8 protein-coding genes are annotated in these 20,956 nt (G+C 57.6%); 7 read left to right on the top strand and 1 reads right to left on the bottom strand.

Annotation, left to right across the window (positions count from 1 at the left end; translation table 11 throughout):
* Positions 1 to 11: 11 nt before the first annotated feature.
* The 4 genes from FNV92_RS31215 (at position 12) to FNV92_RS31200 (ending at position 7,935) form a co-directional block, all read left to right on the top strand.
* Positions 12 to 3,917, top strand: a complete 3,906-nt coding sequence (locus FNV92_RS31215) for an alpha/beta fold hydrolase (RefSeq protein ID WP_143843214.1) — start codon at positions 12 to 14, stop codon at positions 3,915 to 3,917.
* Positions 3,918 to 3,994: 77 nt separating this feature from the next.
* Positions 3,995 to 5,422: an alpha/beta hydrolase family protein gene (locus FNV92_RS31210; protein WP_143843215.1), complete on the top strand. Its 1,428-nt coding sequence runs from the start codon at positions 3,995 to 3,997 to the stop codon at positions 5,420 to 5,422.
* A gap of 310 nt (positions 5,423 to 5,732) precedes the next feature.
* Complete coding sequence (locus tag FNV92_RS31205; RefSeq protein WP_244623601.1) at positions 5,733 to 6,533, top strand: TIGR04325 family methyltransferase; 801 nt, start codon at positions 5,733 to 5,735, stop codon at positions 6,531 to 6,533.
* Between the two features lie 160 nt (positions 6,534 to 6,693).
* On the top strand, positions 6,694 to 7,935 hold the full coding sequence (locus FNV92_RS31200) for a lipopolysaccharide biosynthesis protein (protein ID WP_168213471.1): 1,242 nt from the start codon (positions 6,694 to 6,696) through the stop codon (positions 7,933 to 7,935).
* Positions 7,936 to 8,375: 440 nt separating this feature from the next.
* On the opposite strand, the gene FNV92_RS31195 is transcribed toward FNV92_RS31200, so the two are convergent.
* Complete coding sequence (locus FNV92_RS31195) at positions 8,376 to 10,616, bottom strand: polysaccharide biosynthesis tyrosine autokinase (protein WP_143843217.1); 2,241 nt, start codon at positions 10,614 to 10,616, stop codon at positions 8,376 to 8,378.
* Positions 10,617 to 10,876: 260 nt separating this feature from the next.
* Between FNV92_RS31195 and FNV92_RS31190 the strand changes: the two genes are divergently transcribed.
* The 3 genes from FNV92_RS31190 (at position 10,877) to FNV92_RS31180 (ending at position 20,954) form a co-directional block, all read left to right on the top strand.
* Entirely contained in the window at positions 10,877 to 12,232 is a 1,356-nt protein-coding gene (locus FNV92_RS31190; RefSeq protein WP_143843218.1) for an O-antigen ligase family protein, read from the top strand.
* Between the two features lie 760 nt (positions 12,233 to 12,992).
* Positions 12,993 to 18,992 (top strand): heparin lyase I family protein, encoded by a 6,000-nt coding sequence (locus FNV92_RS31185; protein ID WP_143843219.1) that lies wholly within the window; start codon positions 12,993 to 12,995, stop codon positions 18,990 to 18,992.
* A gap of 57 nt (positions 18,993 to 19,049) precedes the next feature.
* Positions 19,050 to 20,954 carry a caspase family protein gene (locus FNV92_RS31180; protein ID WP_143843220.1) on the top strand — a complete coding sequence of 635 codons (1,905 nt, stop codon included), beginning with the start codon at positions 19,050 to 19,052 and terminating at the stop codon, positions 20,952 to 20,954.
* The last annotated feature ends 2 nt before the right edge of the window (positions 20,955 to 20,956 follow it).

Below are 20,956 nucleotides of genomic sequence, written 5' to 3'. Positions count from 1 at the left end.
ATGGAGACCGCATGCCCGTTTTGAGTCCCATGCAAGGAGGACTTGGCAGTTCAGGCGCCTCTGTCAGAGCGGATGAGGACATCTTCGCGTTTCCGGTCTCGCCTGCGCAGAAGCGAATCTGGCTTCAAAACGAAGAGCGGCCCGGGAATTCGGCCTATAACGCTTCATTTCGCTGGAGTCTGGAAGGTCATTTGGATCCTTCGGCGTTGCAGCGATGTTTCAACGAGATTGTGGCTCGGCACGAGGTCCTCAGAGCCACCTTCGCCTGGATTGACGGTGATGTCCGTCAATTGATTTCCCCTACGTTGAGGTTGCTCATCCCGGTTACCGATCTCCGGAATCGACCGGCGTCAGGAAAAGACGCCGAGATCGAGCGGATGTGTGCGGCCGAAGCGACCCGGCCATTCAATATCGAAAAGGGGCCGTTGATCCGCGTTGCCCTGCTCCGCGTCGGTGAGGTTCGGTATGTGCTGATGCTGACACTCCATCACATCATTTGCGATGGTTGGTCGATCAGCGTCATCCTGCGCGAGCTGAAGGAGCTCTATACCGCTCGCGCCGAGTGCAGGGCGGCCGAGCTGCCTGCGCTTCCCATTCAATTTCCGGATTATGTGATCTGGAGCGCGGAACGTGCGGAAGAAGCGTGGGATCGTGAAATTGGCTATTGGAAGCGTAAGTTGCGGGGTTACCGGCCGGTCAGGCTGGCGCCGACAGTGCATCATCGCGGCGGAGCAACAACGAACGGAGCGATCGTCTCGCGCCTGCTGCCGAAGGACATGACAAATGCCCTGAAATCGTTCAACGAAAAGTACGGCGGAACGATGTTCAGCACTGCGTTCGCGGCTTGCGCTGCAATACTCCACCGACACACCGGCGCGACTAATATCGCGATGTGGACTCCGCTCGCGGGCCGAAGCCTCACCGAACTTGAGAATCTGGTCGGGCTGTTTGTCAACCAGATCGCCCTGCGGCTCGATCTTTCGGGCGACCCGGGATTTGACCAACTGGCTGCTCATGCCCGGGACGAGGTATGGGATGCGCTCGGTCATCAGGTTGTTCCATTCGAGAGCGTCATCGCTGAGCTACCGGAGGACGACAGACCGCGAAACGGGCAATTTTGCTCCGTCAATTTCGTCTGCCAGCGCGCATTTGGCGGCGCCGTCAATTCCGAGTTTGATTTTGCAGGAGTGCGTGTTTCGCCGATTCCGTCGAAGTCTCCGGGAGCTCTCTATGATCTCAACTTCTTCCTTGTCGAAAGGGCTGAAGGGTGGCGTCTGTCGCTTGAGTACGACACGGATCTCTACACCGAAGCCACGGCAAATCTGCTGGTCGAAGGCATGGTGCAGATTCTTCAAGCGGTCGCCGTAGATTCTTCCCTGAAGCTTTCCACACTGACTGCCGTCCATCCCGCCGATTCGGAACCATCCACGGCGCCAGGGCACGAAGGGGTCGTCGTATCGTTGGCAGAGCCAGAGGAATCGGCGCTTGCGGATGACAGCTGCGAGCTGCCGGCAAGCGTCAGTCAACTCAGATTCTGGAATCTATCGAGGTTGCGGCCTGATAGCGCCGCGTTCAACATGCCTGCCTCGGTTCGAATTGCAGGCCCACTCTCGATCGACCTTCTCCAAAAGAGCCTGACGTCACTCGTCGAGAGGCACGAAGGCCTTCGCACGACCTTCAGGGAGGCCGAAGGCGAACTGAAGCAGATCATATCGAGCCGAACAGACTGCGAGCTTCACTTCTCCGATCTGAGCGAGATGTCGCAGCAGGCGGATTTCGAAGTTGGGGATCTTCTGCGCGAAGAGGCACAAGAGCCATTTGATCTCGAACGTGGACCTCTTGCAAGAGCGCTCCTGCTTCGTCTCGGTCCTGAGGACCACGTGCTCGCAATCACCGTACACCACATCATTTCTGACGGTTGGTCGCAAAGCATTCTACAGCGAGAGATCTGGGTGACGTACGAAGCGCTCGTAACGGGCCGGCAGCCCGTCCTTGCGCCCATACCAATTCAGTACGCTGATTTTGCGGTCTGGCAGCGCGATTGGCTTAACTCTGAAGAAGCCAATGGGCATCTTTCCTACTGGATGAAGTCGCTCACTGGGCCGCTTCCCGTGTTGGATTTTCCGACCGATCACCCGCCGGGACAGCGCCAGCAGGTCCGCGGTGCGATAGAACGGCTCTGCTTGCCTGCCGATCTGACCGAGCAGCTGAAGGACCGGAGCCGCGCGGCAAACGTAACGATGTACATGCTAACCTTGGCGGCATTCGCGGTGTTGTTGGAGCGCTACACCGGTCAGCAAGATCTGACGATCGGCTCCCCAAGTGCAAACCGAAGCACCCAGACGGAGAACGTCATCGGGCCGTTTTCGGGACCGATCGCCATTCGGCTCAATCTGGGCGGTCAGGAGAAACTGAGCGATGCGCTGAGGCACGCCAGCCAACTGATCATGGATGCACTTGACCACGCGACCTTTCCGTTTGAAAGCATTATGGCCAAACTCAAGATGCGGTCGGTTCGTGGCAGAAACCCTCTCTTTCAATTCTACTTTCTCTACCAATCGGCATTTCTTCAGCGTCGCGAGGCGGGCGGCCTGGCCATTACACCGATTCCGACGACCAGCGTCGGCAATCCGTTCGAGTTGCAACTCGCGATCATCGAGCGCGAAGGGAGCGTGTGGCTGAACCTCGAATACGATCGAGGTCTGTTCGAAGCTACATCGATACGTAACATTCTTTCGTTCTATCAATCGATACTCGAAGAGATTGCAAAGAATCCAGGCAAGCGGATTGTTGATCTGACGCCGCCGCTCGTCCCGCGACCGTCGATGTCGGTCGAGACGACCTCGTCGGGGCGGACAGATTATCTTGCGCCGCGCAATCCATGCGAGGCTAAGCTGGCGGCCATATGGGAGAGGCTGTTCGACTTGCCAAAAGTCGGGGTCAGCGACGATTTCTTCGATCTGGGCGGGCACTCGCTGCTGGCAGCATCGTTGATCGGCGAGATCAAGAAAGAATTCGGCGTAAAGATTGATCTCTCAAAGTTGCTCGTCGACCGCACCATCGAGCAGATCGCCGCCGCGATAGCCGGGGAGGATGAAGGCCCGCGCTCGTCCTTGATTCCTCTTCGGGCGTCCGGGACAAGGGCGCCGCTATTTTGCGTACACGGTGGTGGTGGCCATGTGCTTGGCTATGAAGAGCTTGCCAAGGCGCTTCCTCACGATCAGCCGGTGTACGGACTGGCGTCGCCAGAGCTCGACGGCGCTCAGAAAGCGATGACCATCGATGAGCTGGCGAGATTTTACAACAGCGAGATAAGGCGTCTGCAGGCGAAGGGGCCATATCGGATATGCGGCTATTCGTTCGGCGGAGTCGTCGCATTCGAGATGGCGAAGCAGTTGATCGAGGAAGGGGAGGAAGTGCCCATCCTTGTGATGCTGGATACGGGCAATAGGGGATATTATAGGCACCTGCCGTTCAAGGAATGGTGCCGCTTCTGGAGCGTTCGGTGCGTTGATCGCGTGAGGCGATACTATCGCAGGATAGCGGACCACCGGGTCGACGTCGCTCTCTCCAGCGCATTCTTCTTTGTCAGAAAGAACCTACATCTGCGACTGTGGACGCTAACACGGCGTTTCGCTCGCCTGGCAAACCGGCCGATGCCGGTTCAACTGCGCGACAATCAGACGATGTTCAAGGCTTTGGCGAGATCGTATGAACCTGCGCCAATCCCGGCGCGGATTGTCCTTTTCCGGGTCGACGAGCGGGATCCGGAATATAGCCTCAATGAATCTTTGGGCTGGGAGCTGGTCGCACTGAAGGGCGTGAGCGTCAACTACGTCGCCGGGGACCATCTGTCGTTCATGCACGAGCCACATGTTTCGAAAGTGGCGGAACGGCTGGAGGAATATCTTGGCTAGCGATCATGATTGCGGTCGACGTGGATTCTGAGCCTGAAAAGGACTGCCGCGCGACTTGACCGCGAGGAGGCGGACCGATGCGCATTTGGGAGCTTTCTGCGGGCATCGTGCTGATCGCTTATGTCATTTACGCACTTTCGCCGTATCGCAACGATTATCCTTGGCTGGCCTATCTTCCGTTCCTGTGCATTCCAATCGTCGCGCTTCATGTCCAGTTCGAAGGGCCCCGGTGGGAGATGGCCCCGATCTATTTCACGTTCGTGGCCAGCGTATATCAGGAAATGACGGCTCAGCGGACGATGGACATCCAGACGCATTATATCGTCGCGTCGTTCGGATTGTGCTGCATTGGTGCCGGCATTCTCCTGAGTACGAGTTTCCCTGTATTCCAACTTCCAGCGCCGAGAGGCCCTTACGCTGTCGGTACCAGCATTCGACATCTGGTTGACCGAACTCGCGTGGAGCTGGCCCAGCCCGACTTTCCGCGAGAGCTGATGGTGCAGATCTGGTATCCGGCTGATGAGACACCCAAGGGTAGACGGGCAGCTTACCAGGATAGAGCCACCACCACGTTCTGGAACGCGCGCTTTTCGCTCGTGAGAACGCATTCTGTCGTTGACGCTGCTGTCGCTGGGGCGAACGGGCGCTATCCGGTCATATTATATGTACCATCGTGGAACGGTATGAGAACCGAAAACACGCATTTGGCCGAGGAGTTGGCAAGCCAAGGTTATGTGGTGGTCGGAATAGACCATCCTTACAGTTCCTTCTCTACTGTGTTTCCCGATGGCCGCGTGATTGCAAGCAGGCTGTTGGACGAAGAGTTCTTCAGGACGGATGCCTCCTTCGATCGGTTTCTGAAGACAGCCGAAACGGAAGTGCGCAACAGAGCGGAAGATGCCCGATTTGTGCTGAGTGCCTTGGAGCGGCTCGATGCCGCGGATCAGACGGATCCCATCGCGCATCGTCTCGATCTTGACCACGTTGGGATATTCGGCTTCTCCCTGGGAGGGGGAGTTGCGGCGCAGACCTGCTGGCTCGACCGGAGGTTCAAGGCATGCCTCAACATGGATGGTTTGATGGCGGGGGAATCATTTAAGAGCGGTGCGATTGCCCCATTGTTTTTCATGAGCGAGGTCGACCCAAGCCCACCGCCTTATCCTACCGATATTAGTCCGGCGAAGCGTCGCGAGAAGGAGCTGTACTGGGAACAGTTTGCTCAAGCCAGGGAGCTTTTTTCCACGTTCGGTGGATATTGGTTGACGATCGATCGAGCGAAGCATTTCAACTTTTCCGATTATGCATTTTCGTCCCCGTTGCATCTTTTCAGTCGCTCCGGGAACATCGATCCGGAGACAGCAGCCCGCACGATCGGCCAGCACACCCTTGCGTTCTTCGAGTTCTACCTGAAGGGCAATCCCCGTCCGTTGGCGGATGAACCGGATTCAAATGGAACGGACTTTCGCTTCGAAAGGGCAATATCTCATGTCGAGGCCAAGCCCTAGTCCCGGCTGGAAGCATCTCTGCAATGCCGACAACTGGGTGGTCGGCAAAGACACGTGCACAATTATCTTGAACACAGCATCCCGCAGTGGCGGTAGTGGGGTTAACCAAAATGGAGCAAAAATCCCCGGATACTTGGAACGAACGATATCCTGATGATCATCGGCCGACGTCAAGTTTGACCTGTAACTTCGTTCTTGCATGGGAAGGCACACCTCCCATGGCTCGTGGAGATATTCGCGTTCGAGGCTGGCAAGAAGAGCTTTCCGGGCCGGCAATCACCAAACTGGCAATCCGAAACTCATAATAAACATGTCCAAGTTGCCCGCACCATTGCAGTATCTTCTTTCCGCGCGCCCGGTTCTCTTTGTTCGAGGCATGATGGGGCATCTGCTCGCCCTGTTCAGATCATCGTATCTCAGGCATCGCGGCGCGTATGCGACATTTGACGAGGCCGCTGCGGCGGTTCGGAGCGGCGCACTTGTCGGCTACAACAACGACGAAGTTGTCATGCACTCCTTGGAGTACATGTCGGAACTCAAGCTCGAAGACTACCCGATTCTGTTCTGGCTAAATCGTCTTGCACCGGAGACCATTCTCGACGCCGGCGGTCACCTGGGGACCAAATACCGGGCCTTCGGCAGGCACCTGGAACTGAGAGGAAGGGTCGATTGGGTCATCTATGACTTGCCCGCGATCGTCCGAGCTGGACGCCGCTTTTTGGACGAAGGGAAATTGAGTGGACCTACGTTCATAGATGATCTGGCCAAGGCTCGGGAAACCGACGTTCTCCTCGCCTCGGGCTTGCTGCAATATCTCGATGTCCCCTTTGACGCCTTTCTCAAAAAGTTGCCATCGTTGCCGCGTCATCTGCTTCTCAACAAGGTTCAAACCCGTGAAGGCCCAACGGTCGTGACACTTGAAAACTTCGAGTGCGCGGAGATCCCGTATCAGATTCGCAACAGGGCGGAGTTCCTCGCCAGCCTCGACAAGCTCGGGTACGACATCGTCGACGAATGGTCGATTCCAAGCTTGTGCAGGACAATTCAGACCCACCCGCATTTGGGCCGCTCGTCCAGCCGTGGCTATTATGCAAGATTGCGGTTGGTCTAGCTCGTTGTTTTGACGACGAAGCTGATTTATCCGGTAGTATTCGCCGCGTCGCCTGGCCGCCTCATTTCATTGAAAGGCGACGGCGGGCGCCTTGATTGATGGCATAAGAAAAATATTGAGCATGTCTCAGATTGCAACGTTTTTCAGACCGAAGCTACCCATGGTCAGGCTCCTCGCGGGATCAATCGGAAGTCTGGCTACTGGTGTTGTTGCGCAGGCGATCGCTTTTATCCTTCTTGCCCGCTCCCTGGGCGCGGCGCAGTTTGGCGAACTGACGACGATCAGCGCTGTGACGGCGCTTGCAAACACCTGGTGCGGATTTGGGCCGGGAGAGGCGCTACGCCGGATCGTGAGCCGCGACCCTGCGCGATATGCCGAGGCGCTTGGTCATACGCTCCTCGTCATCCTTGTCACGGGTACCGTACTGACGGTCGTGGTCGTTCCCTGCATGTTTTTTGCGCCGGGAATTCACAGTGGCAGCCGGGGTGCCTGGCTTCAGGTTCTGCTTCTTCTGGTGCCGGTCAATGTTGCATTCCCCTCCTTCTTCAGCCTGGTCGAAAACATCTTTCTGGCCCGCGGGGATTTTAAAACGGCCAACTTGATCAACGGCGGAACCGGTGTGGTTCGCGCCCTGGCTGCGGTCGCGGCGTGTGGTCTCTTTGGGGTGACTTCATTGGACAACTGGGCCGTGTGGTGGGCGGCGGTCCACGTCGCCATCGGCGTTGTCTGCGTTGCCCTGATCTGGCGTTTTGGGCGCCCCCAATTGTGCGTGCTCCGCCGAGAGTTGTGGTTAGGCGGAAGCCTTGCGTTTTCGAGCTTCCTCATCATGCTTCGGCACAGCGTGGACGTTCTCGTGCTGAGTGCTGTCACCTCGCCCGAATTCGTTGGCGTCTATGGTGCGGGCCGGAGATTGATAGGTGCCGCACTCGTCGTGCCGGGCTCTTTTGATCGTGTCATTTACGGGAAACTCGCCGTTGCTGGCCGAGATGGGCCTCAGTCCAGCCTTGCGCTCGCAACGAAATACCTTCCCTACTCGGTCGGCATCAGTGCGGTGACAAGCGTCGGCCTGTTCCTGATCGCACCTTACATGCCATACGTGTTCGGCCAAGCTTTTGTCGCGTCATCGGACGTCGTCAGAATCCTCGCGTGGACGGTGATCCCGACCGCCATCCAATTCCTAGCGTTCGACGCGCTCAATGCCGCGGAGCACCATAAGATGTCGACGGTCGTAAGCGGTGTCGCAAATGCCGTTGGCGCCTTGATGGTGGTTTTGCTGGGCACTAGCAACGGCACGTCCGGAATCTACGCAGCCCTTTATTTCTCCGACATCTTACGGGGCGGGGGACTATGGCTCGCTCTCAACCTATCGGCACGCCGACAACGGCACGTAGGAGCCTACTAGAATTCCATGAGATCGGCGGCTCATCTCGAACTCGCATATCTGCTCAAATGCTCTGCGCTCCGATGTTTAGAGCGTTACGTGGAGGAAGTCAGATCCGCACCGGCGGTTCCTCAAAGCGTCCATAGGTCCATTACACCTACGCGCGCGAAGGGGAAAAGGGATCGCTAGGCATGTCCTTTGCGGTAGCTCGAGAGGCCTCGACGATTGCGATGCGACCAATCGGGAAACAGAATGATGCGATGGGCGGGTGTCCAAAAGCCGGATCGAGCAGGCCGGGCACGGCGCGCGCACAGGAGAAACACACTGGCCGCACCTAGTCGAGCATGAAGACGGACAGCTGGCGCTGAGAGATTCGTGCCAGCTGTTGCCCGAGCCAGAATTTGGGAACGGCTTATCGGGCGGGCCTGGCTAAGGGCCCGTCCGATCGCGACTGCCTGTTGCTATTGGTTATAGCCATATTGTGCGTAGTGCTTGTTGACGTAATAGGTCCTGTTCTCGCCGTCGTACTTGTAAAGTCTATCCATATTGACTTTGTTGAGAACGATGCCGAGCGCATTTTCCGATATGCCAGGAGCCCTGCTCAGGGCATGCTCGACAACGTCGACCTTCGTAGCGCCCCATTCGACGACAAACAGATATGCGTCGATCAGGTGGGTCGTCGCCTTTGCGTCGACAACGGGCGCAAGGGGCGGCAAGTCTACGATGATGTAAGCGTACTCCTCGCGAAGTTGGTCCATGAACGTCTTCGTAAGCTGCGCGCCCATTATCTCGTTGCTTTGAACGAAAAGGCCATTGGTGATTGTCGGCAGGAACGAAAGATACTGGGACTGATCGGACCAAACGGCATCTGCAAGGGGTGTTCTCCCCGAGATGACATCGAGAAAACCTACCTTCGCCTTGGAGGTCAATGAACGCGTCAGAGCCGGATTTCGAAGATCGAAGTCCAGAAGCATCACTTTTGCCCCGGCAGCCGCTATGGTCAGCGCGAGGGAAATTGCCACAGTTGATTTACCTTCTCTGGGCAGCGATGAGGTCATGCCGATCACCTTGGCGCCTTTGCCCGGGCAATTCAGGTCTATTGCCAACTTGATCGAGCGCATCGCTTCTGCATGGTGCGAAAGAGGGGAGTCGACGGTGGCCCAGGCAGGCCCCTTCGAACGCATAAGTTTCCTTTCGCCCTCTAAGGGCGGCACCAGAGACGGACCATTCTCGGTCTCGTCGTTCTTCCAGAGCGGCACTGGCGTAATGCAATTCATGTGCAGCTGCCGTTCAACCTGGCCGACGCTACGAAAAACATTGTCAGTGAACTCACGAAGAAAAGCCAGCCCAAGGCCGAGGGCAATTCCCCCGCCGAGTATTCCGGCAAGGATCTTCATCGTGGATTTGTACTCGCGGTCCAGCGCGGGCGCCGCGCGCGTGATCACTCTTGCCTCCGTGACCGGAAACGATTTTTGCTCAACCGATTCGAGATATCGTTTGTTCAGATTCTCGTACAGTTCCCTGGTGCTGGCCGCTGTGCTTTCGAGCTCGCGCAACCTCACCTGATTGCGGGTGGACGAATCCGATTGGGAAACCGCTTGAGCCACTTCTGTTTCCAGGCCCTTTTCGCGGCGCAAGGCCAGATCGTAGTCGCTCTTGAAGGCCTCGCCGACCCGGCGAAGCTCGTCGATCATGGCGGAGCGAACCTGCTTGGCCTGACTGTGCAGATTGATCACCGCAAGATGGTCGCTTCCAAACTTCGCAGACCATTCCTTTTCTTTATTAGTAAGTTCGATCAGTTGGCTTCGGAGCTTGGCAATCGGTTCGTTGATTGGAACGTCCGTCACCAGAGCATTGGAGTTATCGGCTGAAAGAGCTGCTTGAACCACTGCATTGACGCGCTCAAGCCGAGCCTTAGCTTCGGATGTCTGTCCACGCGCGGTCAGCAACTGGCCGTTGAGCTCGGCAAGTTGCTGCTCGCTCATGAGCCGCCCGCCGGTATCAACAATGCCATTCTTGACCTTGAATTCCACGACGGCGTGTTGGGCCGCCATGGTCTGCTCTCGCATCTCCTTGACGCGTCCCTCCAGCCATGCACTCGCCTGTCGCGTCGCCTGATACTTTGAATCCAGCTGATCGGCGATGTACGCCTCGGCAAATGCATTGGCGAACTGCGCTGCCTGCTCGGGATCACGGCTCTCGTAGCTGATCTCGATAATCCAGGCGATGCCGAGGCGCTTGACCGTCAGATGCTTCTGAAGGACTGCCACCAATTGCCGGGTGTACGCAAATTCGCTCGGCGGCTTCGACGAGCCGAACCAGCCTGCATTGGCGGCCGGGATATTGTCGGCCAGACGAAGCTTCTTGATGACTTCGAGCGCCAGCTTCTCGGATTTCAGGATCTCGAGCTGACTCTCGACGGCGGACGACGTATCGATGATCAATTCGCCCGCGGGCTGAAACAGTTGGAATTTTGTTGTGTCGATTCCTACAGTCGCTGTCGCTTTGTAAGTCGCCGGCACGACCAGGACATAGAAAGTAGCTGTAGCTATGGCCAATACGATGGCGATGCATACGACCCAGGCTTGGCGTCGCGCGAATCCTAGGACCATCTGGATGTATTCGGCGGAGGAACCGGACGCTGATCCCGTCTGTTCCGGCTCGAATGAGGAAAGCCTGCGATCTTTGTTCAGCTGAAGCATCAAAGAACCCAAATTAAATTGGAGCGCACTTGCGATATGTATTTAAATCTAGCACGCTTGCCTGCCTGCTTCCATGAGGAACCTGCGGCATGTGGGTGTTGAGGCGGTATGATCGATTTAAAGGTTAAGATGTTGAAGTGTCGGGGCTAATCCCTCGAATAATTGAAAATGGGGGAGGCGTGGCTTAAAATCGCAAGTTGGTAGTCGCCGTCGGGCCGGAAAATCGGTATTTAAAAGAAAATGATTGTTGGTAAACGCTGATGTCTGAACTTTCGGGGCACCCACTGGATGTCGCCACTGAATGGGCATTGCCCCGTGCGGGCGTCCGGCGCGGATTGGGGTCGACTGTTGCGGCGGTACAGGCCGCGCCCCTTCCGATACGTCTGGTGCTAGGGTTGCTTCTCATCTTCTACTTTCCAGCTTTTACGATTCAGTTGGCGCTGGATATGACGACCGGTCGCTGGGTAGGCTCGACAACGCTGCAGGTCATAACGATTAGCTCGGAGCTGTTTGCGTTCGTAACGTTGATCATGTCGCCGTCCACCAGAACGCTCGCCTTTCAATGCTGGCCGGTCTGGCTGCCGGTTTTGGTGGCATTTGCTTCGGCTGGATGGTCCTACAACCGTGCTGCGACAATTCAGTCCGCCAACACCTACATGACCACGGCATTGCTTGGGTTTGTAATCATCGGATTGATGCCTGGCTTTCGATCGATCGTATTCGTAGTCCGAACCATGGCCGTCGGTTGCCTCCTGAGTATTATCTGGGTCGTGTTGTTACCGGAGACTGCTATTCACCAGTTGACTGACCCGTACCAAACCGTTCACGCGGGCTTGTGGCGCGGCATATTCAGTCACAAGCAAGGTCTTGGATACTTTTCCGGGGTCACGCTCGGACTTCTGTTGTTCTATCGAACTTCGATCTTTTCCGCGCCGGTTCTGGCGTGTTTTCTGGCTTTCAGCGGCGCATGCCTGATCGGGACGCAATCGGCTACCGGAATGATCGCCGCGGTGATCGTGCCCGCGTTTCTCTCGATGGCATATTTGGTTACCCGCCTGCCATATCCGCTTCGCCAACCCATGTTCGTCAAATTCGGCATCGGCATCGGCATTCTCGGTGTGGCGTTCAAGCTCGGCATCCTAAATTACGTGATCGTTGGGATCCTCGGGAAATCCACCGATCTCACCGGCCGGGCTGATTTCTGGCCGATCATCCTGAAAAACTTCTATAGCTCTGGTTATAGCTTGCTCGGAGGAGGCTTCGGGGCTCGTATCGCTGATAATATGTCCGAATGGAGTGTCGACAACGGCTACGTCGACAAGTTTCTTGAGTTTGGCTACGCGTTCTCTCCGCTGATTTTCGGAGCGTTCATCGCGATCTTGTGGGGGGCAATCCGCTTGGTTATTGCAAACCCCGCAGGGCAAGCGAACACCAACATCTTCCCGTTCGCAATCTGGTCGGTCACCCTCGTCCTGAACATCTCCGAGAGCAATTTCATGACGAAATGCCTTAGCACGGTGCTGACCTCGATCATTGTCGGTATGGTGGTCCAGCAGACCCGATTGTTGTCATCGCAAGCGCGAAAATCGACGGTCGAATATCGGCGGGTTGACTGATTTCGAGATTTTCGAGATCCGAAACGAGACAAACTCCGACGGATCAACCTACAGCGCTGGGAAACGGGGTAAGCGCAACTTCACATGGCCCGCGCGTGCTCCAGGCGGAGCGATGCTGCGTTCGCGGACTTTCGGACACATAGAGCCGAGAGGTGCGGCGCAATTGCATCAAAGCCTCGGGCGATCGAGGCAATAAATCGTATTCCCCCGATATTTGATTTACACAGTTAATTTCAGAAGTTGCCGACTCGGGTTTGATTTGGACGTCCGCTCATCTCCGGCACCAAATTAACGGCGTAGACTTTGATGTCGGTAATATGGTGTGGTTTAAGGCGTCACATGCACCAGAAGTGTCACATTTTGAACAATTCGGGTTCCAAGCGATGCCGCAATGGGCAATTAACCATGTTTTACTGCTTTAGGGTGCAAGATAGTGTGCCTCGGGTGGTGGGGTGTGCGGGGTATTGGGCTGCGTCTAGAGCGGCCTGCGGCGCAAAGGGGATGACGTTGGAATATTCAATTGGAATAGGGGGATCTGCAAATGCTGGTTGCGGCACGGTACGCCGCGAACTGCCCGAGCACCAATTAAATCAGATGGCCCAAGGCGTGGGAAATAAACGGTGTAATTCACGGGATGGGCACGAAGATTTTCTAAAACTCTACGATTCTAAAAAGCCCGAAATTCATAGGTGGCCTCTCAATTTGATCCAGTAATTCGACTGCATCAGGGCGCTCGTGGCCATCGAAGGGGGCTAACTAAATGGTTTCGCAGATTAATCCGCCCGTAATTCTGGCGGCTTCTCCGGATAATGTCGCTTTCGATAAGGATCCCGGTGTTAGTTACTCCGATGAACTGACGCTTGTCGGCACGGCTACTGCATACAGCACGATTACCGTCTATGACGGTACTACCGCGCTCGGCACGACGACGGCTAACAGCGCGGGAGTCTGGTCGTATGCGACACCCTCACTGGCGGATGGGGCGCACAGCTTTACGGCAACAGCGACGGTCGCGGGCGTCACGAGCGTGGCGTCCTCAGCCATGACGCAAACGATTGCTGGGGCCATTTCCAACTTCTCTCCGCTGACCGACCAATGGTCCTCTCCGATCTCCGTCGGAGGTATGCCGTACTATGCGGAAAATGCCAACATCAACGGCAATGCGCCATGGGCAATCACCCAGCTCGACAGCCACACAATTCGATTCGAGGTGCGCCCGAATGACATCTGGGCAGGCAATGACAGCCATCGCAGCGAAATCAGTGGTGGTACGGTTTACTCGGCGACCTCGACGATAGACCTGTCGTATCAGTTTACGGTTCAGCCCGGGTTCAACGACACAAGCAACAACTTGGATTGGCAAATTCTCGGGCAGTTCCACGCGGACGACAATGACCCGACATACCTGTCAATAAATGGCGGCAATCCGCCGTTTGCGTTCCACCTGACGGGGCCCAACGGATCCGGGGAGGGCGATTATCTCGCCGTCCAGGCATTCTATGCCCTGCCCGGCCAGAAGGAGTGGACGGCAGCGACGCTGCCGAGCGATCCCTTGAATGGCTATCTCTGGGTTTCTCCGACGCCGATCGTTCGCGGTCAAGCTATTGACGTCCACGTCGAGGCCAACTTCCAGAACAATGCGAGCGGATTCCTGGAGGTCTGGATCAACGGCCAGCAGGTCGTCGATTATCACGGCGCGCTCGGATATGGCGGCGGCGTCTATTGGAAAGAGGGAATCTACGAGGGCTGGTCCAGCGATCAGTCCATCACCGTGGATTATGCGAATACCAGCATTACGACGAAGCCCGGCGCGCCGCTCATCCTTGGAAACGTGGTGAATGGCAACCAAGTGATGCTGAACGGCACGGCCCAGGCCAACAGCATCATCACGATATACGATGGTTCGACTAAGCTGGGGACGGCGACGACATCGTCCAACGGTTTATGGTTCTACGAAACCAATACGCTGGCTGTCGGCGGCCATAGCCTTTCTGCTACAGCGACTGACAATGCCGGCAATGTCGGAGCAGCATCGGCGGCGAGTGCGACGATCGCCGCGTTTACTGGCCCGATCGTCACGCAGGTTACGACATCGGCTCAGACCGGCGAGACTGTGACCGGAAACTCCATCACATTCACGCTTAAGACGAGCTCGGTTGTGTCGGTGACTGGAACTCCGACCTTGACGCTGAACAATGGCGGCACGGCCGTCTACAGCGGCGGGTCCGGCACCAATACACTCACATTTACTTACAGCGTTGGAGCGAACGATAGCATCGTCAAGGGAGTTGCAATCACCGGCGCCAACTTGCCGAACGGCGCATCGATTACCGATAGCAGCGGAAATGCGGCGATCCTGACTGGCGCTTCCGTCCTGTTTCCCGGGGTCATTATCGACACGCAGCCGGTCAAGACGCCAGTCTTCGGTGATCCCGTGGACAATGGTAACGGCACCTTTACATTCACGGGCACCGCGGGCGCCAATACCACCGTCTATTTCGCGACTTCATATGGCACCGCGTTGGGAAGCGCTCCGGTCGACAGCAACGGGCGCTGGACTTTTACGACTCCCACGTTGGCCGGTAATACCTGGACCAGCATCCAAGCCTATAACGTTAACTCGCTCGGAGATGTCAGCGCGATCGGGAGTGAAAATGGAGTTGGGTTCGGCAACGACTCGAACCTGCCTCCTTCTCCGACCATTACGGGTAACGCCCTGGTTGGAAACGTCGTTACTCTTTATGGCTCAGTGGAAGCTGGCTACTCGATCAGCAAAGTCACCATTTTCGACGGCACCACGCAGATTGGCACCGCCTCGATAAACAGCAACAATACATGGTCGTTCTCGACAAATACCCTGACGAATGGTGTCCATAACTTCTCTGCCAAAGTGACGAATGCGGCCGGCACTAGCTCTGGCTCGGTGTCGGATCCGATCACTGTCGGCACAGTTGCATCCCCGGTCGACACCACGGCGCCGACGGTGTCGTCGCTGGTGGCCTCGGGTTCTGGCATCACGTCTGGAAACGGCACGCTTGGTGTCGGCGGCGTAGTAACGCTGACGATGAACCTGAGCGAGGCGGTGATGGTGTCCGGCGGCACGCCGACGTTGACGCTGAATAACGGCGGCACGGCGACCTATGCCGGCGGCTCAGGCACCAACGCCTTGACCTTCAGCTACACGGTTGGAGCTGGCCAGAATACGTCGGACCTCGCGGTGACGGCGGTGAATCTGAACTCGGCGGTGGCGAAGGATAGCGCTGGCAACATTGCCAACCTGGCTGGCGCGGTGACCAATCCGTCCGGGACGCTGCAAATCAACACTGCTGCAACGACGGTATCGTCGGTGGCGGCTTCGGGCGCCGGGATCACTTCGGGGAACGGCATTCTGAATGCCGGCGACGTGGTAACGTTGACGGTGAATCTGAGCTCTGCGGTGACGGTGGTCGGCGGTACGCCGACGCTGGCCCTAAACGGCGGTGGCACGGCGACTTATGCCGGCGGTTCGGGCACCAATGCCCTGACTTTCAGCTATACAGTGGGAGCCGGCCAGAACACCTCCGACCTTGCGGTGACGGCGGTGAACCTGAACTCGGCGACAGTGAAGGATGGCGCCGGCAACACTGCAAACTTGGCCGGCGCGGTGACCAATCCGTCCGGCACGCTGCAGATCGACACCACAGCGCCGACGGTGTCGTCGCTGGTGGCCTCGGGTTCTGGCATCACGTCTGGAAACGGCACGCTTGGCGTCGGCGGCGTGGTAACGCTGACGATGAACCTGAGCGAGGCGGTGACGGTGTCCGGCGGCACGCCGACGTTGACGCTGAATAACGGCGGCACGGCGACCTATGCCGGCGGCTCAGGCACCAACGCCTTGGCCTTCAGCTACACGGTTGGAGCTGGCCAGAATACGTCGGACCTCGCGGTGACGGCGGTGAATCTGAACTCGGCGGTGGCGAAGGATAGCGCTGGCAACATTGCCAACCTGGCTGGCGCGGTGACCAATCCGTCCGGGACGCTGCAAATCAACACTGCTGCAACGACGGTATCGTCGGTGGCGGCTTCGGGCGCCGGGATCACTTCGGGGAACGGCATTCTGAATGCCGGCGACGTGGTAACGTTGACGGTGAATCTGAGCTCTGCGGTGACGGTGGTCGGCGGTACGCCGACGCTGGCCCTAAACGGCGGTGGCACGGCGACTTATGCCGGCGGTTCGGGCACCAATGCCCTGACTTTCAGCTATACGGTGGGAGCCGGCCAGAACACCTCCGACCTCACGGTGACGGCGGTGAACCTGAACTCGGCGACAGTGAAGGATGGCGCCGGCAACACTGCAAACTTGGCCGGCGCGGTGACCAATCCGTCCGGCACGCTGCAGATCGACACCACAGCGCCGACGGTGTCGTCGCTGGCGGCCTCGGGCACCGGGATCACTTCGGGGAACGGCATTCTGAATGCCGGCGACGTGGTGACCTTGACGGTGAACCTCAATGAAGCAGTGACGGTGGCAGGCGGCACCCCTACGTTGAAGCTGAACAATGGCGGCGTTGCAGCCTACACGGGTGGGTCTGGCACGAAGGTCCTGACCTTCAGCTACACGGTTGGAGCTGGCCAGAATACGTCGGACCTCGCGGTGACGGCGGTGAACCTGAACTCGGCGACGGTGAAGGACAGCGCCGGCAACACTGCCAATCTGGCCGGCGCGGTGACCAATCCTTCCGGCACGCTGCAAATCGACACCACGACGCCGACAGTATCGTCGGTCGCTGCCGCTGGCACCGGGATCACCTCGGGGAACGGCATTCTAAATGTCGGCGACGTGGTGACGTTGACGGTGAACCTCGATGAAGCAGTGACGGTGGCAGGCGGCACCCCTACGTTGAAGCTGAACAATGGCGGTGTTGCAGCCTATACGGGTGGGTCCGGCACGAAGGTCCTGACCTTCAGCTACACGGTTGGAACTGGCCAGAATACGTCGGACCTCGCGGTGACGGCGGTGAACCTGAACTCGGCGACGGTGAAGGACAGCGCCGGCAACACGGCCAATCTGGCGGGCGCGGTGACCAATCCTTCCGGCACGCTGCAGATCGACACCACGACGCTGACCATCGAAGCCTTGGGCGCGACAAGTCTGGTTAAGGCCGGACGCAACTACTACATGAATCCCGTGGGTGGCGGTTCAGGGCCGGTGCTGAAGTATGGTGACGCGTCCGTGGTCGCAGCGCAATTTGGTGTCTGGACTCCGGTTGCCGCTGAAAAGACGTCGGGCGGTTATCAAATCGCTTGGCAGGCGCCTGGCTCGAACCAGTTCATCATTTGGAACACGGACGCCAAAGGCAACTATCTGAGCAACACAGCTGCGCTGTCCGGTGACAGCATTACCCTGGAACAGGCGGAGACCAGCTTTCGACAGGATCTGAACGGAGACGGCACGATCGGTGTCCCGACGACGGTGTCGACGATTGAATCCTCTGGCAGCACAAGCCTCGTGCAGGTTGGCGCAAATTTCTATCTGAATCCCGTGGCTGGCGGTTCAGGACCGCAACTCAAATACGCCGGTTCGGCCGTGGTCGCAGAGCAGTTTGGTGTCTGGACTCCGGTTGCCGTTGAGAAGACGTCGAGCGGCTACCAGATCGCCTGGCAAGCGCCTGGTACGAACCAGTTCATCATCTGGTACACGGACTCCAGCGGTAACTATCGAAGCAACACGGGCGTCATCTCGGGGACCAGTGCCTCGTTCGAACGTGCGGAGAGCAGCTTCCATCAGGACCTTAATGGGAATGGGGTGATCGGTGTTGCCGGAGCGGCGACAACGGCTATTGAATCATTGGGCAGCACGAGCCTGGCGCAGGTTGGTACGAGTTTCAATTTGACCCCCGTTGATGGGGGCTCCGGACTTGAGCTGAACTATTACGGCTCGCCCGTCGTCGCAGCGCAGTTTGGAGTTTGGACCCCGATCGGTGCGGAGCAGACCTCCACCGGCTACTTGGTTGCATGGCAAGCTCCTGGCACGGACCAGTTCATCCTCTGGACCACCGACAGCAATGGCAACTATCTGAGCGACACTGGCTTGGTGCTTGGAAGCAGCGCAGCGCTTCAGCGGGCGGAGAACACGCTCCACCAGGATCTCAATGGCGATGGAATCATCGTTTTGTCCGGTAGCGGGACGGTCATTGGATCAAACTCGCTCATAGTCGGCAGCGGTGCCAGCGTCGAGCTTGTTGGGGCCTATTCGGGTACAGTACGTTTCGCGGGAGCTACCGGGTCGCTAATAATTGACCAGTCGACGCAATTCGGTGGCACTATCAGCGGCCAACTCACCAAGGGCGATTTGATCGATTTACGGGATATTACCGCCGGCGCCGGCGCAACCGTCACCTATTCTGGGAATAATTCACCTGGAAATCTCAGCGTGAGTGACGGAACCAATACCGCCACTATTGCCTTGAGTGGCAACTATTCGCTGGGTAACTTCATCGTATCAAGCGATGGAAATGGTGGCACGTTGCTTGTCGATCCACCGCTTTCCACGGCTCAAGGCAACGAGGTCCTGACGAATGGCTCAGAGTCCAAGTCGGCATGGCTCGATTCAATCGACTCCAAGCTCGCACTTTGGTCGCAACATATCGCATCTGCATTCTCTTCCTCGCCGTTCGACACAAGCTCTTCGGGAACCACTGTGAATTCCGAGACTGGTCGTGCCACTCCAACCTTCCAATTGGCCACGTCAGCAATTAGCCAACAGCAATATCCAAGTTGACTCTTCCAAGGCGCTCAGACCGCAGCGGTGATTGGGCGCTGGTTCCGCGATCAATCTGTGCAGTTTCTTCGCAACCTGACCGATTCTTCGGACTCGGCTGTGTTAAAGCAATGCTTCAGCCTGCAAGGCATTTCAGCGAGAAAAATGCAAACATACTTGAAAATGTTGTTGCTGTGCTTTGTCGCTGTTCATCTACAGTCACGCGCGAGTATGGCTGCGTCTGAGCGCATTGCTCTCGTTGTCGGGAACGCGTCGTATCGGGGGCAGCAGCGGGTTGAGATCGCAGCAAACGATGCCGGGCTCATTGCAGGTGAGTTGCGGGCGGCAGGATTTGAAGTTGCCGACACCCGTGACCTGAATAGTGCGAACCTCAAGAAAACATTTTTCGACTTCGTCGAGAGGGTCTCGAAGGCTGGCCCCGATGCGGTTGCTCTGGTGTACTTTAGTGGCTATGCACTTCAGTTTCAGGGGGAAAATTTTCTGCTGCCGGTCGATGCCGATTTCGATATCGACGTTGCCGAAACCTCAATTTTGCCCCGGTTCGCCCTGCGCGTCTCCGATCTCACCCACTCACTTTCGGCGCTTCGCCCACAGGCTGCTCTCGTCATTCTGGATGCCGCGCGCGGAAGTACGTTTCTGCTTTCGGGGCAGCCACCAGCCAGCGGGCTGGCATGGATCGAGACGGCGCCTAACGTCCTCGTGGCATCTAATGCGGCACCGGGAATGATCTCGCCCGCTTTTCGAAGCAGCGACGGTTACGGCCTTTACGCTAAAGCCATTGCCGAGATGATTGAGGACAGGAATTCCACGCTCGCCGATGGCCTTGTACGTGTCCGTATACGCGTAAATGAAATGACGCACGGAGAGCAGGTGCCTTGGCACGGCTCAGGCATATTATCGCAGCTCTCACTGTATGAGCACGGAATGTCAAAAGAGCCTGAATCTCGGGAAATGGACCGGTTGCGGTTGCGACCGATGTCGGGACTTTCCGGGCAGGATGCTTACTTTGCGGCGCTCTTGCGCGATACGCTCGATTCCTACGCGGATTTTCTGGCGGATCATTGGCGTAATCCGTTGGCCAAGCGCGTTCGCGCCCTGCTGGCGACTCGGCGCGAGGTTCTCCTGTGGCAAAGGGTTTGCCGCGCAGGTGCGTTGGAGAATTTTTGGTCATATTTGGAACGTTATCCGGGCGGTCCACACGCGGATGAAGCGCGCCGCACTCTGAAGAGTCGCAACGCGTCCCCCGTTCCTCCGGCAGGCTTCAGGCAGCCCGAGTACGATATTCCATCTCCGCTGCCGGGCGAGGCGGACTATCTCGTCGGTCCGACGGCTGGACTCGATCCGCCGCCGCCGGTGCCCGCTGGCCTCTTGGGGGCGACTGCAGAGACCGCCCTCTTGCCGAAAACTCGGACGTCCGAGGCGGAAGACAGAACGTTTCTCAGCAATTCGTCGATGGATCAGAGAACGGTCTCTCTCGAAAAGAACGCGTCATCGTCCCCGCGGGCTCGGTCCTCCGATTCGGAGGGAAGCGTTTCCGGAGGACGTTCCGACACGCAGGCTGGGCTGCCCTATTGGGTTTATCCAGATCTGGCGCCGGTGACGCGCAAAGACGATTTGGCCAAAGCCTTCGCCTCTCGATTTCCAGAATGGGTAACTTTTGGTCTTTGGCCAACAGCAGCGCTGGGGCTGCATTCCAATGACCCTGCGTTTACAGGGGCTCTAGTGCCTCCTGCCTCGCTCGACCGCGACATGCCGGCAGACCAGACGGCCGTCACGTCCTTGCCCGCGCTTCGCCCGTCTCTGACCGAGCCTCAAGCAACGCCGCGCGTGCGAATTCCCTTGCCAGTCGCTCGCCCAACGGCGGGAGCTTCACTTCAGGCGACTAGGCAGCCACTCTCTTCGCGTCGATCGCAACCAACATCGAGTACGGGCGCGCGCGAAAGGCTCGCGCCGAGCAGGTGAAT

This window comes from Bradyrhizobium cosmicum (assembly GCF_007290395.2).
Classification (GTDB): Bacteria; Pseudomonadota; Alphaproteobacteria; order Rhizobiales; family Xanthobacteraceae; genus Bradyrhizobium; species Bradyrhizobium cosmicum.
The sequence above is the reverse complement of the archived record's forward strand: the minus strand, read 5'-3'. Positions and strand labels throughout refer to the sequence as shown.